The following is a 16,668-nucleotide window of genomic DNA, read 5'->3' on the forward strand; positions in this document are numbered from 1 at the left end:
GTATTATTTAACGGTTTTAATTTTTAAGTTAAATTTGGTTAATTAGCTATTTTTAACATGATCAGTCACTGGGCTATTTACAATATGGCAGCCGTAATAAGAATGGCCTTGACTACCATCCCAATATCGCACAGATGCTAGATTATAGCTTTTGACTTTATAATAAGTTGTGTCATAGGTTTTCGCGGGCACTTCGTGAACTTTCTCTGGATCTTGAGGTGTCACGGTAAAGTTATTGAATAGCGAAGCAACATCATACTGATATCCAGGAGTACCTTCATGATGAGATTTTATTTTTTCATGGACTGATGGGTAGTAAAGAGCAAATTCAACATCAGCATTATTTGTGCCGCTAAATAGTCTTATTGTTGCTTGATGAATACCTGAGACGTGAGAGCTTGTCGTATAAGATGAATGTGTAGGGGTCGCTAATGCATTGGTTGCAGTTAATTCATACCCGGCCGTTGAACTGCTGATGCTGAATGATACCGGTAGGTTTTCCACTGTATTATGACACTTAATGTTTACACCAGCCTGTGCAGATGTTGCGATAAAACCCGAAATACACAATAGCGATAATTTTTTAATCATTGTTAATCCTTTGTTGTAATGACAAATTTAAGTTCTTCTCCTAGAACATATTCATAATAGCGTACGCTCAAATAAAAATAGTTATCATTATCAAAATAATTGTGTTTATGTCAATTAGTACTAGTTATTGATAGAGATAGATCGAGATCGAATGGGTTATATCTTATTTTTAGTGTTATGAATTAAGTTAAGATCTTATTTGGGTGTTTTAATTTACTAAGATTGGGGTGATACTCTGTGAGGTATTGATTTTTAATCGAAAAAAAACCACCGAGCAAAGCAGGGTGGTTTAGATATTTATCACTGTATTAGTCTAGTCGTGTGTATAGAGCAGTTCTAGATATTGCTTTGTGCTTTCTTGCCAGCTAAAACGAGCCAACTTTGCGTTGTCTGCAATCTTAGCCCATGTTTTAGGTTTGTTCGCATAGAGTTTGATTGCTTCGTTAAAGGCACTAATCAAGTTATCACTTTGCTCTTGCAGTGATGAACCGTTAAAGCTAAAGCCATTTTCTAAATGCTGAACAGTGTCTTTTAGACCGCCAACAGCATGAACGAGGCAAGGTTGACCATCACGCATAGCTAACATTTGGCTAATACCACAAGGCTCGAATGAACTTGGCATTAAGAACAGATCACCATGTAGATACATTTGATCGGATAATGTCTGGCCATAACCGTTTAAGAATAAGAAATTATCGTGACTTGCCATTAGCTGCATGAATTCAAATTCAATGCGAGTATCGCCAGAACCTAGAATGATCATGCGGCCATTCATGCGTGCAAGATCATCAAGTAACACAGACAATACTGTTTTACCTTGATAAGGCTGACGTAATAACAGTGCTTTTTGATCGGTTAAACGACCAATGCTAGTCACTAAAAAATCAGTGAAAGGTGCTTGGCTATTCCAGCTATTGATCTGTTCATTCGCAAGGTAGTGTACCGTTTTTAAATGCTCAGACTGTGCTAACCAGCGCTTAACTTGTTGCTGTGCTGGGGCCAAGAAGGTACTTAGTGCAGCTGGTTTCGTGCGTTTTTTACTGACTGTGTCTGTGTATTCACAGCCATTTAAAATACCGACTAAACGATTTTGCTGTTTTGCGTTTGCCAGATCTTGTTCTAGTCCTTCGCCACCAAAGAAACCATTGCTAGCAACACTGGCGTGCAATACTTCTTCTGCATAAGTCGGTGATACCACATGGACTTTGTTACACAGATTGATACCGGCGCGCATTGGGTTATAGCAGTGGTTATAACGCGGATCGCAAATGGCATTTTTATCAAAATTAAGTGTTGGGAACCAGTGTAGTAAACTTGATTTATCGCCTGTAATAGGACGGATACCTTGCAAGGCAATGTTATGCACGGTGTAAACCGAGTGGATATTAGCAAGTTCTTTATATTTCGGTGCATATTGGGCTAATACGGCTATTGTTGCACTGTGCCAGTCGTGTAAGTGTAATACATCAGGTCGGGTTAATTTTGACTCGATAAGAAGTTGGCATACAGCAAGATTAAACAAGGCGTACTTTGTTGCGTCAGTAGCAAAAGGGCGGTTGCCTTCGTCATGGCTATACACATGGCCGCCTTGACTAAATAAGGGATGTTGTAGTACAAACTGACGTACTTTATTTGGTGTTTCGGGTAAAAACAGTTCGAATAAGGTAACGGTTTCGCTTTGTCCTGCAAACTCAACCTTTACACTTGCAAGTTGGCGTGACTCAAACTTTTTCGCGTAATGACCATAATCAGGGATCAGAACATCAACGCTTACATCATGGTTAGGCAAAGCTTTTGGTAAATCCCGAACTACGTCAGCAACGCCACCAACTTTAGCACCAGGTATCGCATCATTTTCGGCGGCTATCATTAAAACGTGCATGAATAAATTGTCCTTAAAGCAGAATATTAAACTTGTCTGATTGAAATATAATCGTGGAATTAAAGAGACTTATTGTTATAAAACAAAAATAGCAATAAGTCACTTAGTTAAGAGACTTATTGCTTATAAAACATTGATTTTCAGTTATCGATTAAACGAGTTCTGCAGTTTGTTTCGCGGCTTTTTCTAGTGCTGCTTTAACGCCCTTTTCTGCCATTCTTTTAAGCATATCCGATGTTACTAAGGTGATCCCTTTTGCGGATACGCGGAAACCGTTTGCTAAGTCTTGGTCTTTATCATAGCCTACGATCAATCCGGCTGGTAATACACATTTGCTGTCGATGATAGTACGGCGCAATTTACAATTTTCGCCGATATTAGCACCCGGTAATATTACCGACTCTTCAATTGTTGAGTATGAATGCACATGTACATTTGAAAATAGCAGTGATTTACGGATTATTGAACCTGAAATAATACAACCACCGGAAACGGTCGAATCAACAGCCATACCACGGCGCACATCGTTATCAAAAACAAATTTAGCTGGTGGTAGTTGTTCTTGGTACGTCCAAATTGGCCAGCTTGAATCATAAAGGTTAAGTTGTGGCTCAGGTGTCACCAGTTCCATGTTAGCTTCCCAGAACGAGTCAAGCGTGCCTACATCGCGCCAGTACGGTTGTTGATCACTATTTGGATCGCTGAATGGGAATGCAAATACTTGATGATCTTCAATGATTGCGGGGATGATGTCATTACCGAAATCACGATCAGATGTAGTTCGCGTCGCATCTTTTTCTAGTTGATCAAATAAGAACTCAGTATTAAATACATAGTTGCCCATTGATGCTAAACACTGCCCTGGTTTACCTGGGATCTCATTTGGTTGTGCAGGTTTTTCGTCGAAACGCTTAACGCGGTTATCTTCGTCTACTGTCATTACACCAAACTGGCCAGCCGCTTCTTCTGTTGCGACTTCGATACAGCATACCGTCATGTCAGCCCCATTTTCAACGTGCTTAGCAAGTAGATCACCGTAATCCATACGATATACGTGGTCACCAGACAAGATCATGACGTATTTTGGCATTTCTGAACGAATAATATCGATGTTTTGAAATACAGCATCTGCCGTACCTGAATACCAATCGTTACCGTAGCGTTGTGATGCCGGTAAGATCTCGACAGACTCAGACAATTCTTTCTTGAAATGTCCCCAACCACGGTTTACGTGACGGATTAATGAATGTGATTTGTACTGAGTTGCAATACCAACACGACGGATCCCAGAGTTAATGCAATTAGATAATGGGAAATCAATAATGCGGAATTTGCCACCGAAAAATACAGCTGGTTTTGCGCGCCAATCTGTTAACTCATGTAAACGACTACCTCTGCCGCCTGCAAGGATCAAGGCATAAGTATCTTTAGTTAAGTTACTAATATAACGATGTGTACCTTTTGACATATTACTTCTCCATAAGCTTGTGTCGAAATTAGGTTTAATTATCAACCCTTGAAATTAACTATTAAATCAATGCTTTAAGTTACTTTAATTGTAAGGCCAAGAGTAATCAAGGGCTTAATAAATAGTGTTAAATCAAGCGTCCAGCTGTGTTAGCTTCCAAATATCTTGATTGTATTCATTAATTGTTCGGTCGCTTGAAAACGTGCCACTTGCTGCGGTGTTCAGAATGCTTAATCGTGTCCATGCTGCTTTATCTTGATAGGCGAGGGCGGCTGATTGTTGCGCTTCACAGTAGCTTGCAAAATCATGGGCGACTAACCACTGATCATGCGGGTTTAAAATTGAGTCGATTAATGGTTGGAATAAACCATTTTCAAATAAGTTGAAATGACCACTGTTGAGTAATGTCATTACACTGTTTAGTTTGTCGTCATTGGCAATGATATTTTCAGGGTTGTAGTGAGCACGGATATCGGTTATCTGTTCGCTGTGAGCACCAAATAAGAAGAAGTTATCTGCACCGACAGCATCACGGATCTCAATGTTTGCCCCGTCTAATGTACCGATAGTGGCAGCGCCATTCATCATGAATTTCATGTTGCCTGTACCAGACGCCTCTTTACCTGCGGTTGAGATCTGTTCTGACAAGTCCGTTGCTGCACAGATAGTTTCCATCGCTGTTACGTTGTAATTTGGTAAGAATGCAATACGTAACCAAGGCTGTGCTAGCGGATCGGCATTGATCGTTGCGGCAACGTTATTGATTAATTTGATCGTCAACTTAGCAATGAAATAACCCGGCGCCGCTTTACCACCAATTAATACGCAGCGTGGTGTCATACCTTCGGTATCACCACGACGGATGCGATCATAAAGATGGATAACATGCAGAATATTAAGTAACTGGCGTTTGTATTCGTGCATACGTTTAACTTGAACGTCAAACATCATGTTGGTATCGAATTCAACCCCACATGCTTCTTTGACTAAATCCGCTAATTTTTGTTTGTTGTGTTTTTTAACGTCTTGCCACTTGGCATGGAAGTTAGCGTTGTCATAATAACGACGTAGTTTACTGATTTCGCTTAAGTCACGGGTCCAGTTATGACCAATCTTGTCGCTAATCAGTTCGCTTAGTTTTGGATTACAGTGTGCTAACCAACGACGTGGCGTTACACCGTTTGTTTTGTTATTGAATTTGTTTGGTGACAGCTGATAGAAATCATTGAATAAACCTTCACTCAATAACTGGGTGTGCAATGCGGCAACACCGTTTACCGAGAAACTCCCCACAATTGCAAGGTAAGCCATGCGGACTTGTGGATCATCGCCTTCTTCGATAATTGATAACGCACGTTGTTTATCAACATTACCTGGCCACTGACAAGCGACTTCCGTTAAGAATCGCGCATTGATTTCATAAATAATCTCAAGCAGGCGGGGTAATAGGTGTGAAAATAAACGTACAGACCATTTTTCTAATGCTTCTGGCAACAGGGTATGGTTGGTGTACGCCATTGTAGACGTTGTGATCTGCCACGCGAGATCCCAATCTAGATCATGCTCATCCAGTAGTAAACGCATCAGTTCTGCAACCGCCACACTTGGGTGCGTATCATTAAGTTGGAACACGTGGTATTTAGCAAAATCAGTAAAATCACTGCCGTGTACTTTTACCCATTCAGCAATGATGTCTTGTAAGCTAGCAGACGTAAGGAAATATTGCTGACGTAAACGTAGCTCTTTACCGTTTTCACTGGCATCGTTTGGATACAGCACCATGGTAATTTGTTCAGCTAAATTTTTACGTGCAACCGCTTCAGTGTAGCTACCAGCGTTGAATTCACCGAGATCAAATTCATCTGTTGCCGCTGACTTCCAAAGGCGAAGCGTATTAACGATACCGTTTTGATAACCAGGAACGGGTACATCATAAGGCACAGCGAGTACATCTTCAGTCCCAACCCATTGGTGATGAGTGCGACCTTCTTTATCTTGATAGGTTTCTACATGACCAAAGAACTTAATACGGCGGTTATGCTCTGGCGCGGCAACTTCCCAAGGGTGGCCATCACGTAGCCAGTTATCTGGGTGTTCTACTTGATGACCATTTTCGATGCTTTGATTAAACATACCGTATTCATAACGGATACCGTAGCCTGTCACCGGTAGTGCTAAACTTGCACAGCTATCGAGGAAACAAGCGGCTAATCGACCTAGACCACCATTGCCTAAACCGGCATCGTGTTCTGAATCTGCAATGGATTCTAATTCACAGCTGTAATGGTTCAGGCCTTTACGAACACTGTCTTCTAAATCAAGGTTTAGCACCGCATTACCTAATGCGCGACCCATTAAGAATTCTAATGAGATATAAGCTGCACGACGTGTCGGTTGCGTTTGCTGTCGTTTTTTTGTAGCGCGTGATTTTTCCATTAAGCGATCACGGATTGTTAATGCCAGAGCATGGTATAGATATTGTGGCGATTCACCGACTTCATCACGACCAAGGGTATAATGGAAATGACGTTTTAAATCTTCAGGCAAGGTTCTGGCATTCACCACTGGCCCATTATTTGTCTCTAACGTACAAACTTTGTTTGTTTTAGATGTATGTTTTTTTAATGACATATTACTTCCTTTATTATGACATTTGGGCTAACTATTCTTTTATTACTGTGGTTATTTTTTGCTATTTTTGGGGTGCTAAGTACACCGTTGATAGCGGTGGTAGCGCTATACAAATACTTTGTGTAAATCCTTGCCATTCAACGTATTCGGCAGTGTAACTCGCTTGGTTTGCAAAACCGCTACCGCCGAATTCAGTATCATCGGTATTAACGATAACCTCATATTCACCGAGATTTGGTACGCCAATGCGGTAGTTTGAGTGGCATGCAGGTGTCATATTCGATACCACGACAACATGTTCATCTTTTGCTTTGTTATAACGTAAAAAACTAAACACGGATTGCTCGGCATTACTTGCGTCAATCCAATCAAAACCTTGATGATCAGTGTCTAACTCAAATAAGGCATGTTGATGACAGTAACTGTTATTTAAGGCTTTTATGAGCGCTTGAACACCTTGATGCGCTGGTTGATCAAGTAAATGCCAGTCGAGTGATTGGTCATGATTCCATTCTGCACGTTGGCCAAATTCACAACCCATAAACAGTAGTTTTTTACCTGGATGTGCCCACATGAAACCGTAATAGGCACGTAAATTAGCAAATTTTTGCCAATCATCTCCGGGCATCTTGTTAAGCAGTGAGCCTTTACCGTGTACAACTTCGTCATGGCTTAGCGGTAAAATAAAGTTTTCACTGAATGCATAAGCTAATGAAAAGGTCATTTCATGGTGGTGATGCTGGCGATAGAGTGGGTCGCAGCTCATGTATTCTAAGCTGTCATTCATCCAGCCCATGTTCCATTTATAACCAAACCCAAGACCACCTTGGTCAGTGAACGCTGTCACACCTGGCCAGGCTGTTGATTCTTCGGCAACCATCATGATGCCTGGATGATTTTTATAGCAACGCTGATTAACTTGTTTTAATAATTCAATGGCACCTAGATTTTCACGGCCCCCATACTGATTTGGGATCCACTCACCTTCTTGACGGCTGTAATCGAGATACAACATGGATGCCACAGCATCAACACGTAGACCGTCAATGGCAAAGTTATCAAACCAAGCAAGTGCATTTGAAATTAAAAAGCTTTGTACTTCTGCGCGATCATAATTAAAGATATGGGTTTGCCAATCGGGATGGAAGCCTTGACGTTTATCCGCATGTTCAAAAAGATGTGAGCCATCAAACTGTGCTAAACCATGTGCATCAGCAGGGAAGTGTCCAGGTACCCAATCGATTAATAAACCGATGTTGGCTTCGTGACAAGCGTCAACAAAAAATTGGAAATCTGCCAAGCTACCAAAACGGCTGGTCGGGGCAAATAAACCAACAGGCTGATAACCCCACGAACCATCAAACGGAAATTCACTGATTGGCATTAATTGGATATGCGTAAACCCAAGATTTTTTACATAAGGTACAAGCTGTTCGGATAATGCTTTATAACTTAAGAACTGATTATTCTCGTCTCGTTTCCATGAACCCGCATGCACTTCATAGATACTAATAGGTGCGTTAATCGCGTTTCGTTCTGCTCGTTGTGCCCATGCTTTCGCTGGAGATTGCTGCCATGCACCAGAGTTTGCTTTAGTGGGGACACATGATGCCGTTTGCGGTGGTAACTGCATGGACGAGGCAAATGGGTCGGCTTTTTCTAAGCGCTCACCATTTTCGGTAATGATACTGAATTTGTAATTATTGTCGGTATCAGAATCAGTAATATCGGCAATGAATATTTCCCAGATACCTGCACCAAGGTGTTTACGCATTGGGTGACGCGTTGGATTCCAATGGTTAAAATTACCGATCAAACTGACTGAGTTTGCATTTGGTGCCCATACCGTAAAACGAACGCCTTCAACATTATCGATGATAGTCCAATGCGCACCTAAATGGCGTTGGGCTTGTTCTAACGTACCTTCGTTAAATAAGTAAACGGCTTTTGGATCTAAGGTTGATGCAAATTTATAAGGGTCTTGCTCGACTACGGTAGAAAATGGATATGCGATTGTGAGTTGATAATTAGCATTGTATTGTTTTTTTGACAAGCTAAGAACAAACAGGTCGCTGGTACCAACACGTTGATAACGTCGCTGGTGGTTTTGATAAAACACCTGTTGTGCACCGGGAATGAAAGCGCTAAGTTCGTACTTATCACTGGTGATTTGGTGTGGACCTAAAAAAGCAAAAGGGTCATCGAGTGTACCTTGGTTTAGCGCATCGATTTGATGACTAAAGCGTTCTTCAAAGCGCCCTGTTATTGTTGGTGTAGTCGAAATGTTACTCATGATCCATCCTGGATTAAACGTATTGTTAGTTATCTATTTAGTACGTAGCGTTGATACAACGCTGTTATCTGTACCGTAGGTATTAGGTAAATATAAATCGGCTTTATGATCGTTATGCCATTCATTACTATTAATTAGGTAGCGAAAATGAAAATGCTGGTTTATGGGTAAACGAACTTTAGTGCGGAAAACGTTATCTTTTTTTATGTACTTCATTGGTATTGCTTGCCAATTATTAAAGTCAGCATGGAGTTCGACAATATCACTGTTAATTAATGATGTACTGGTATCGCAGGCGAACTCAAAAGTAACATCGGCCTCGGCTTTTGTTTTAAAAAAACGTTTTTTTAACATGTTATCTTCCTTGTCGTATGTCATCGGTTTAACAAATCAAACCTGTTTCGCTTACACGTTTAAATTAAGTTTATCCACCTAATTAGGTAACTACATGTGGGTGTTATCATTAAGGTTTGATGTTAATTAAAGCTATTAGCATTCATATTGTGACGTGGATCACCTTCTCTTGGTTTCATTCGTAACAATGCGTCATTTCTTATGCTTAATGAGGTTTTCAGTTATATTCTAATTAAAAACTAACCAATTAGTAATATTAATTATCTGGACAGATGAGTGGATGACAGATATCAAGAATACTTAACGCAGAGCAAATTGACGATGCTGATGCTGATGCTGATGCTGATGCTGATGTTGATGTATTACGGGCTATTTACTTAACAAGCTAAACCCTTGATTAAAACAAGTGTTTTTTTGGTATTCACTTAGTCTAAAATTAGAGCGATAAATCACTTTATTTGTAAGATTTGTAAGGGGAAAACTGAGCGGATTTAATATTCCTCGTTAATCGTCATTTTAACGATACAATGTCATCACAGAATATTTACAACATTATATGGATTATGAAACCTATTTCGTTTAGAACTTATATTTCTGGCATTTTCATTTTACTCTTTAGTATATTTAGCTTAACGACGATAGTGGCAGGGGTAAGCCATATGGAGTCAGAAAAAGTGAATTTTACAAACGAGTATGTAAAGAAATATACCAGCAGTTTGCAAAGCCAAATTAAACTTATTTCGATCCCCGCGATCACTTCCCTTGATATGTTGATAGTCGTTAACTTAGTTGAAAATAACGACAAAGATTTAGCATGGCTAGCACCTATAGCGACAACATTAATTAAAAATCCGTATATGACCTCCCTATATGCAGCGAATCAAGATGGCAAGTCGGTTTTTATTTACCGAATCACAGAAGATATGCGTAGTTCTGAGCATACGCTACCTGCTAATGCTGTATTCAGTGTTAACTTCAATCAGGTAAGTGGAAAGCAACGTCGTGTATTTTTGAATAAGGAATTAGAAGTTGTTTCTTGGGAGTATTATGACAATGGTGGTTATGAGCCAAGAGTTCGCCCTTGGTTTAAAAACACAAAACTTGATGGCAGTATTTTATTTTCTAAGCCGTATAAGTTTTACCCTTCTCAACATTTAGGTATTACATTTTCACGTCGTGCCTATGACGGTAAAAGTGTTGTTGGTGTCGACTTTGATTATAAGTCGTTATCACGAGTAGCTCAGGACATGAAGTACTCGAAACATGCGAAGACTTTCTTATTAACCCCAACGAAAGATGTCATTGCCAGTAACATTGATATAGATAATGACTATTTACTAGAAAGTAGTGAACCAGGGCTAGTGAAAGCGCTGGTAAATTTAGATCGTTTAGTCCCCTTTAAAACGGTAATGCAATCTATTACTAATAACGGTCAAGCCTCTCGGTTATTAATAACCCCGTTGAATGTTGGAGACGAACACGTTATTTATCTTGTTAATCTGATTAAAGAACAAGAGTTTTTAGCTATGTCAGCCTATTTTAGTTCCCACTTCAATATTCAAAATATGCTGTTTTTAACGCTGATATTTTTTATTATTAGTATTTTGTCGACTAGGCGGATCGCGAGGCCGCTTATATATTTAAATAAATCTTTAACTAATATTCAAACATTTAAGTATCGCCATAAGAAATATCAACCCTCAAATATTGCGGAGATCGATCAACTTAATGAAACCATGTTATTGATGGAAAGCGTGCTCGTTGATTTCTTTAATAATCTTTACCATGTGGCTCGTTCATCTAAGCCTGAAGAGTTATCCGCTTCGATTGTTGAACAGACAGAAGTTATTTTATCTGCAAGTAGTTGCCAGTTGTTCATCACGAATAGAACAAATAGACAAAAATTTCATCTCGCAGCCAATTCGGGTTCTATTCCTGAGTTTGAACTTCAGTCTTTCGCTCATGACAATAAAGACGTATTTGATAAACATGTGCATAAATTATCAGGGGAAGGTGCTAAAGCTATTTTTTCTGGTGGGCCGTGTAAAACAGGTTTTATTATTCCTTTAATGAACCGTAAAGAAGAAAATATCGGTGTTTTAGTGATCGGCTTTAAAGACAAAATAGATAAAACCGCCTACGATCGAATTCGCTTGGTACGAAATTTTATTGGTTTTAACGAAATAGTATTAGAACATTTAGAGAAAGAACAGGAACAGCAGGAATTATTCCATTCTTTTGTGATGATGACAGCGACCGCGTTAGATACAAAATCCCCTTACACTGGCGGTCATTGTCAGCGGGTACCGGAAATTACCAAATTAATCGCCGAGGCGGCTGAATCTGATACGGGCCTATTTGCTGATTTTTCGCTAACTTCAAAAAGCAGGGAAGAGCTGTTAATTGCCGCCTGGTTACATGATTGCGGTAAAGTCACAACGCCTGATTATGTGATGGATAAAGCAACGAAGCTTGAAACTATTTATGATCGTATTCATGAAATACGTATGCGTTATGAAGTGTTAAAACGAGATGCTGACCTTGTATATTGGCAGTCGATAGCAAAGGGGATGGATAAGTCTCGAGCCCAGCAAGTTTGCCACGAGCTAAAAGCGGAATTAGATGAAGAGTTTGCATTTATAGCAAGTTGTAACCCGGGTAGTGAATTTTTAGCACCGGAAAAACAGCAACGATTAACCGAGATATCAAAACGTACTTGGTTAAGAACATTGCCTGATGATATTGGTATCTCTCAACAAGCGTTAGCGAAAAAACCTGCGGGTTTGAATCAGCTGCCTGCCATTGAGAATGTGTTAGCGGACAAACTAGAACATTTATGTACATGGGAAGAAAAGCAAAAGCAGAATAAGAATAGTAAACGTGATTTTAAAATACTGCAACCCGCGCACCGCTTTAACCGTGGTGAAATACATAACCTTATTGTTAAGGCCGGAACCTTAACAGAGGAAGAGCGTTACCACATTAACGATCACATTGTGCAAACATACATAATGCTAGATCAGATTATGTATCCTGAATACTTAAAGAATGTTCCGTTAATTGCTGGTAGTCATCACGAAAAAATGAATGGTGAAGGTTATCCTCTGAAATTAAAAGGGGAAGAGATCCCGATGGGTGGTCGTATGATTGCTGTCGCTGATATTTTTGAAGCTCTGACAGCATCTGACCGTCCCTATAAAGACGCTAAAAAGTTAAGCCAAGCATTAAAAATAATGGCATTTATGGTAAAAGACGAGCACCTTGATCATGATGTGTTTGATTTGTTTTTAACAAAAGGCGTCTACGAATCTTATGCAGATGAATACTTAAAACCTGAACAACTTGATTTTGTCGATGTTGATGGGCTTAGAGCTATTTATATCAAAAAATAATCGATATAAATACACCGATTAGCGACTTGTCACATTTGTAATTAAATAACAAAATACTCGCAAATACCCACTTGTGAGTATTTTTATTGGTGTTTTTGTTGTTTTTAAATTACAATAATGGCAGTATTTATCAATCTTCAATTATTAAACGCTATATTACGTTATATAATTACGTTCCGGTTCACACTTTTGATCTCCTTCATGCTACCTCATAATTAAAATTGATCTGCATCATTATTAACTCCTAAGTAATACCTCAAAATACCTACATAATAAATATATAGGAATACTTATGAGCAAAGTCAGACTGGTTATTATTGGTAACGGTATGGTTGGCCACCGTTACATCGAAGACTTAGTAGAAAAAGCTGAAATCGAAAATTTTGATATAACGGTATTTTGTGAAGAACCCCGCGTTGCCTATGATCGCGTCCATCTCTCTTCTTATTTCTCTCATCATACTGCCGATGAATTATCTCTGGTAAAAGAAGGTTTTTATGGCAAGCATAATATCACTGTATTAATTGGTGAACGTGCTATCAATATTAACCGCTCACAGAAGATCATCTATTCAAACTCAGGCCGTGAAATAAAATACGACAAATTGATTATGGCAACGGGCTCAACACCTTGGGTACCACCAATTAAAGGCAACGAAAGTAAAGATTGCTTTGTTTACCGTACTATTGAAGATTTAAAAACCATTGAAGCAACGGCAAAACGCAGTAAAAGCGGTGTCGTTGTTGGCGGTGGTTTATTAGGTCTAGAAGCGGCAGGCGCATTAAAAGCGCTGGGTGTCGAAACACACGTTATCGAGTTTTCACCGGTATTAATGGCTGAGCAACTAGATCGTGAAGGTGGTGAACAGCTTCGTAAAAAAATTGAAAAACTGGGCGTGCAAGTGCATACCAGTAAGAATACATTAGAAATCGTTGCGCAAGGTGAAACGGCACGTAATACCATGAAGTTTGCTGATGGTACCGAGCTTGAAGTTGATTTTATCGTATTCTCAACCGGTATTCGCCCACAAGACAAGTTGGCTCATCAATCAGGTTTAGCAACAGGCCGCCGTGGTGGTATTACTATTACTGACCAATGTGTGACGAGCGATAACGATGTATATGCGATCGGTGAGTGCGCATCTTGGAACGAACAATTCTTTGGATTAGTGGCACCGGGTTACAAAATGGCACAAGTTGCTGTTGACCACTTGTTAGGTCATGAAAGTGTATTTGAAGGCGCAGACATGAGTGCAAAACTCAAACTGCTTGGCGTAAAAGTAGGGAGTATCGGTGATGCAAATGGCCGTACACCGGGCTGCAAGAGCTTCGTATACCTTGATGAAACAGAGGAAGTATACAAACGTATTATTGTTTCTGAAGACGGCAAAAAATTACTGGGTGCAGTATTAATCGGCGATACATCTGATTACGGTAATTTATTACAACTTAAATTGAATGACATGGATCTACCTGAGCATCCAGATAGTTTGATTTTACCTGCGCATGCAGGTGGCGATAAGCCAGCAATGGGTGCTGATTCATTACCAGATACTGCAGTATTGTGTTCTTGTTTTGATGTCACTAAAGGTAAAATTGCAGCCGCAGTTGCCGATGGCCACACAACAATAGGCGAAATAAAAGCGGTTACTAAAGCCGGTACAGGTTGTGGTGGTTGTTTACCACTTATCACACAGGTATTGAATTCAGAACTGGCTAAATCAGGCATTGAAGTGAAAAACCATTTATGTTGTCACTTCGAATATTCTCGCCAAGAGTTATTCCACCTTATCCGCATTGAATGTATTAAGACCTTTGACGAATTATTGACTAAATACGGTAAAGGTTACGGCTGTGAAGTGTGTAAACCAACTGTTGGTTCCATCTTAGCATCGTGTTGGGGTGAGCATATATTAAGTCGTGATAATGTTGGCCTGCAAGATACCAATGATAACTTCTTAGGAAACATGCAAAAAGACGGTACTTATTCAGTTATTCCACGTATGGCAGGCGGTGAAGTAACACCACAAGCACTGGCTGTACTGGCTGATGTTGCTGCTGAATATAACTTGTATACCAAGATCACTGGCGCACAACGTATTGGTTTGTTCGGGGCTCATAAAGGTGATTTACCAACAATCTGGAAGAAACTGATTGCTGGAGGTTATGAAACGGGTCAAGCGTATGCAAAAGCATTACGTATGGCTAAAACCTGTGTTGGTAGTACTTGGTGTCGCTTTGGTGTGCAAGACAGTGTCGGTCTCGGTGTGTTACTTGAAAACCGATATAAAGGTATTCGTACTCCACACAAAATGAAGTTTGGTGTATCCGGTTGTACACGTGAATGTGCTGAAGCACAGGGCAAAGATTTAGGTCTTATTGCGACAGACTCTGGTTGGAATATGTATGTGTGTGGTAATGGCGGCATGAACCCGCGTCACGCAGATTTACTCGCATCGGATCTAGATGAAGCAACATTACTTCAATATATTGACCGTTTCTTAATGTTCTATGTGCGCACAGCAGACAAGCTACAACGTACCTCGGTATGGATGGATAATCTAGAGGGTGGTGTTGATTACCTACGTGAAGTGGTTGTTAATGACAAGCTGGGTATCAATGAACAACTAGAAACTGACATTAATAAACTGATTAATGAATTCCGATGTGAATGGTCTGAAGTAGTCGAAAGTGAAGAGCAGCAAAAACGTTTCGCTCACTTTATTAATAGCGATGAGCAAGACAGCAATGTGCGCTTTGTGAGTGCACGTGACCAACATCGTCCTGCTTCAATTGCAGAGAAAGCGGATACTTATACAATCACAGTGGAGGAACACGCATGAGTAAATGGATTGGCGTTTGCCAACTAAACGATATCAACCCAAAGACAGGTGTGTGTGCACTGGTTAATGGTAAACAAGTTGCGATTTTTCGTCCACGTGACAACGATGAGTTGTTTGCGATAGACAATATGGACCCGTTTGCTAAATCAAATGTACTTTCACGCGGTCTTATTTGTGAACATGACGAGCAGCTTTGGGTAGCAAGTCCGTTGAAGAAACAGCGCTTTAATTTATCGACAGGGCAATGTCTAGAAAACGATGTTGTGTCACTTGCAACGTATAAAATTAGAGTGAACAAAGATGCTGTTGAGATTAGCGATTAGTTTAAAAGGAAGTCCCTTATGTATGCAGACACAATTAAAAAATGCTCAGCCAACGCTGCCCGCATTGTAAAACTAGACAAGACAGACCCACTTAGCTTTCTTATCAGCGGTGCTATGGCTGGTGCGTATGTGGGTCTTGGTATTATCTTGATCTTCACGTTAGGTAACATGGTTGATCCATCAATTCGTCCATTAGTGATGGGCGCGACATTTGGTATTGCATTAACGTTAGTTATTATTGCGGGTTCTGAGCTGTTCACTGGTCATACTATGTTTTTAGCACTAGGAGCGAAAACAGGGGCCATCACTTGGGCTGATAATGTACGTATATTACCAAAAACATGGTTATATAATCTTATGGGTTCAATCGCAGTTGCAGCGTTATTCTATTATGCTGGTGGCGGAAAGTTATTAGGTAACTCAGAAAGTTTAGTGCACAAAGTTGCGTTAGCGAAAACAACTGCACCAGCAATCGTTTTGTTATTCAAAGGTATCTTATGCAACTGGTTAGTCTGTCTAGCAATCTGGATGTGCCAACGTGTAAAAGGTACGGGTAAATTTATCGCTATTTGGTGGTGTCTATTAGCGTTTATCGCGTCTGGTTATGAGCATTCAATCGCTAACATGACTATCTTTGCAATGTCTTACTTCGGAGATAGCCAAGAAGCATTCAATCTGGTTGGTGTTGGTCATAACTTATTATGGGTTTCACTCGGTAATATCATTTCTGGTACTGCATTCATGGGATTAGGCTACTGGTACTCAACACCAAAAGCTGAACGCCCTGTAGTAAACCAAGACGTTGTAAAAGCGACAACAGTTACAGGTAAAACAGCTAAAGCTTAATTTATGTTGACTAGTTCAATCTAGATTTCGATTGCATATAAGTTTT

Annotated in this window: 10 protein-coding genes; 4 read left to right on the forward strand and 6 right to left on the reverse strand. The window is 40.0% G+C overall.

Going from position 1 to position 16,668, the window contains the following annotated elements; genetic code table 11:
• Nucleotides 1-42 precede the first annotated feature (42 nt).
• The 6 genes from HWV03_RS10080 to HWV03_RS10105 all read right to left on the reverse strand — a co-directional run bounded on the left by HWV03_RS10080 (nt 43) and on the right by HWV03_RS10105 (nt 9,219).
• Nucleotides 43-591 carry a hypothetical protein gene (locus tag HWV03_RS10080; protein ID WP_211679576.1) on the reverse strand — a complete coding sequence of 183 codons (549 nt, stop codon included), beginning with the start codon at nt 589-591 and terminating at the stop codon, nt 43-45.
• Nucleotides 592-904: 313 nt separating this feature from the next.
• Nucleotides 905-2,473 carry a glycogen synthase gene (locus tag HWV03_RS10085; protein ID WP_211679577.1) on the reverse strand — a complete coding sequence of 523 codons (1,569 nt, stop codon included), beginning with the start codon at nt 2,471-2,473 and terminating at the stop codon, nt 905-907.
• A gap of 151 nt (nt 2,474-2,624) precedes the next feature.
• Nucleotides 2,625-3,941, reverse strand: a complete 1,317-nt coding sequence (gene glgC, locus HWV03_RS10090; protein WP_211679578.1) for a glucose-1-phosphate adenylyltransferase — start codon at nt 3,939-3,941, stop codon at nt 2,625-2,627.
• 132 nt (nt 3,942-4,073) lie between these two features.
• Complete coding sequence (locus tag HWV03_RS10095) at nt 4,074-6,572, reverse strand: glycogen/starch/alpha-glucan phosphorylase (RefSeq protein WP_211679579.1); 2,499 nt, start codon at nt 6,570-6,572, stop codon at nt 4,074-4,076.
• A gap of 61 nt (nt 6,573-6,633) precedes the next feature.
• Nucleotides 6,634-8,865: a 1,4-alpha-glucan branching protein GlgB gene (glgB, locus tag HWV03_RS10100; RefSeq protein WP_211679580.1), complete on the reverse strand. Its 2,232-nt coding sequence runs from the start codon at nt 8,863-8,865 to the stop codon at nt 6,634-6,636.
• A gap of 33 nt (nt 8,866-8,898) precedes the next feature.
• Nucleotides 8,899-9,219, reverse strand: a complete 321-nt coding sequence (locus tag HWV03_RS10105) for an isoamylase early set domain-containing protein (protein WP_211679581.1) — start codon at nt 9,217-9,219, stop codon at nt 8,899-8,901.
• Between the two features lie 674 nt (nt 9,220-9,893).
• Here HWV03_RS10105 and HWV03_RS10110 point away from each other — a divergent pair.
• The 4 genes from HWV03_RS10110 (at nt 9,894) to nirC (ending at nt 16,622) form a co-directional block, all read left to right on the forward strand.
• Entirely contained in the window at nt 9,894-12,611 is a 2,718-nt protein-coding gene (locus tag HWV03_RS10110) for an HD domain-containing phosphohydrolase (RefSeq protein WP_255547158.1), read from the forward strand.
• A 292-nt stretch (nt 12,612-12,903) separates the two neighbouring features.
• Nucleotides 12,904-15,453 carry a nitrite reductase large subunit NirB gene (gene nirB / locus HWV03_RS10115; RefSeq protein WP_211679582.1) on the forward strand — a complete coding sequence of 850 codons (2,550 nt, stop codon included), beginning with the start codon at nt 12,904-12,906 and terminating at the stop codon, nt 15,451-15,453.
• Nucleotides 15,450-15,776 carry a nitrite reductase small subunit NirD gene (nirD, locus tag HWV03_RS10120; RefSeq protein WP_211679583.1) on the forward strand — a complete coding sequence of 109 codons (327 nt, stop codon included), beginning with the start codon at nt 15,450-15,452 and terminating at the stop codon, nt 15,774-15,776. The genes nirB and nirD overlap by 4 nt, the downstream gene beginning before the upstream one ends.
• An 18-nt stretch (nt 15,777-15,794) precedes the next feature.
• Nucleotides 15,795-16,622, forward strand: coding sequence for a nitrite transporter NirC (nirC, locus tag HWV03_RS10125; RefSeq protein WP_211679584.1), 828 nt, complete (start codon nt 15,795-15,797; stop codon nt 16,620-16,622).
• The last annotated feature ends 46 nt before the right edge of the window (nt 16,623-16,668 follow it).

The organism is Moritella sp. 36 (assembly GCF_018219415.1).
Lineage (GTDB): Bacteria > Pseudomonadota > Gammaproteobacteria > Enterobacterales > Moritellaceae > Moritella.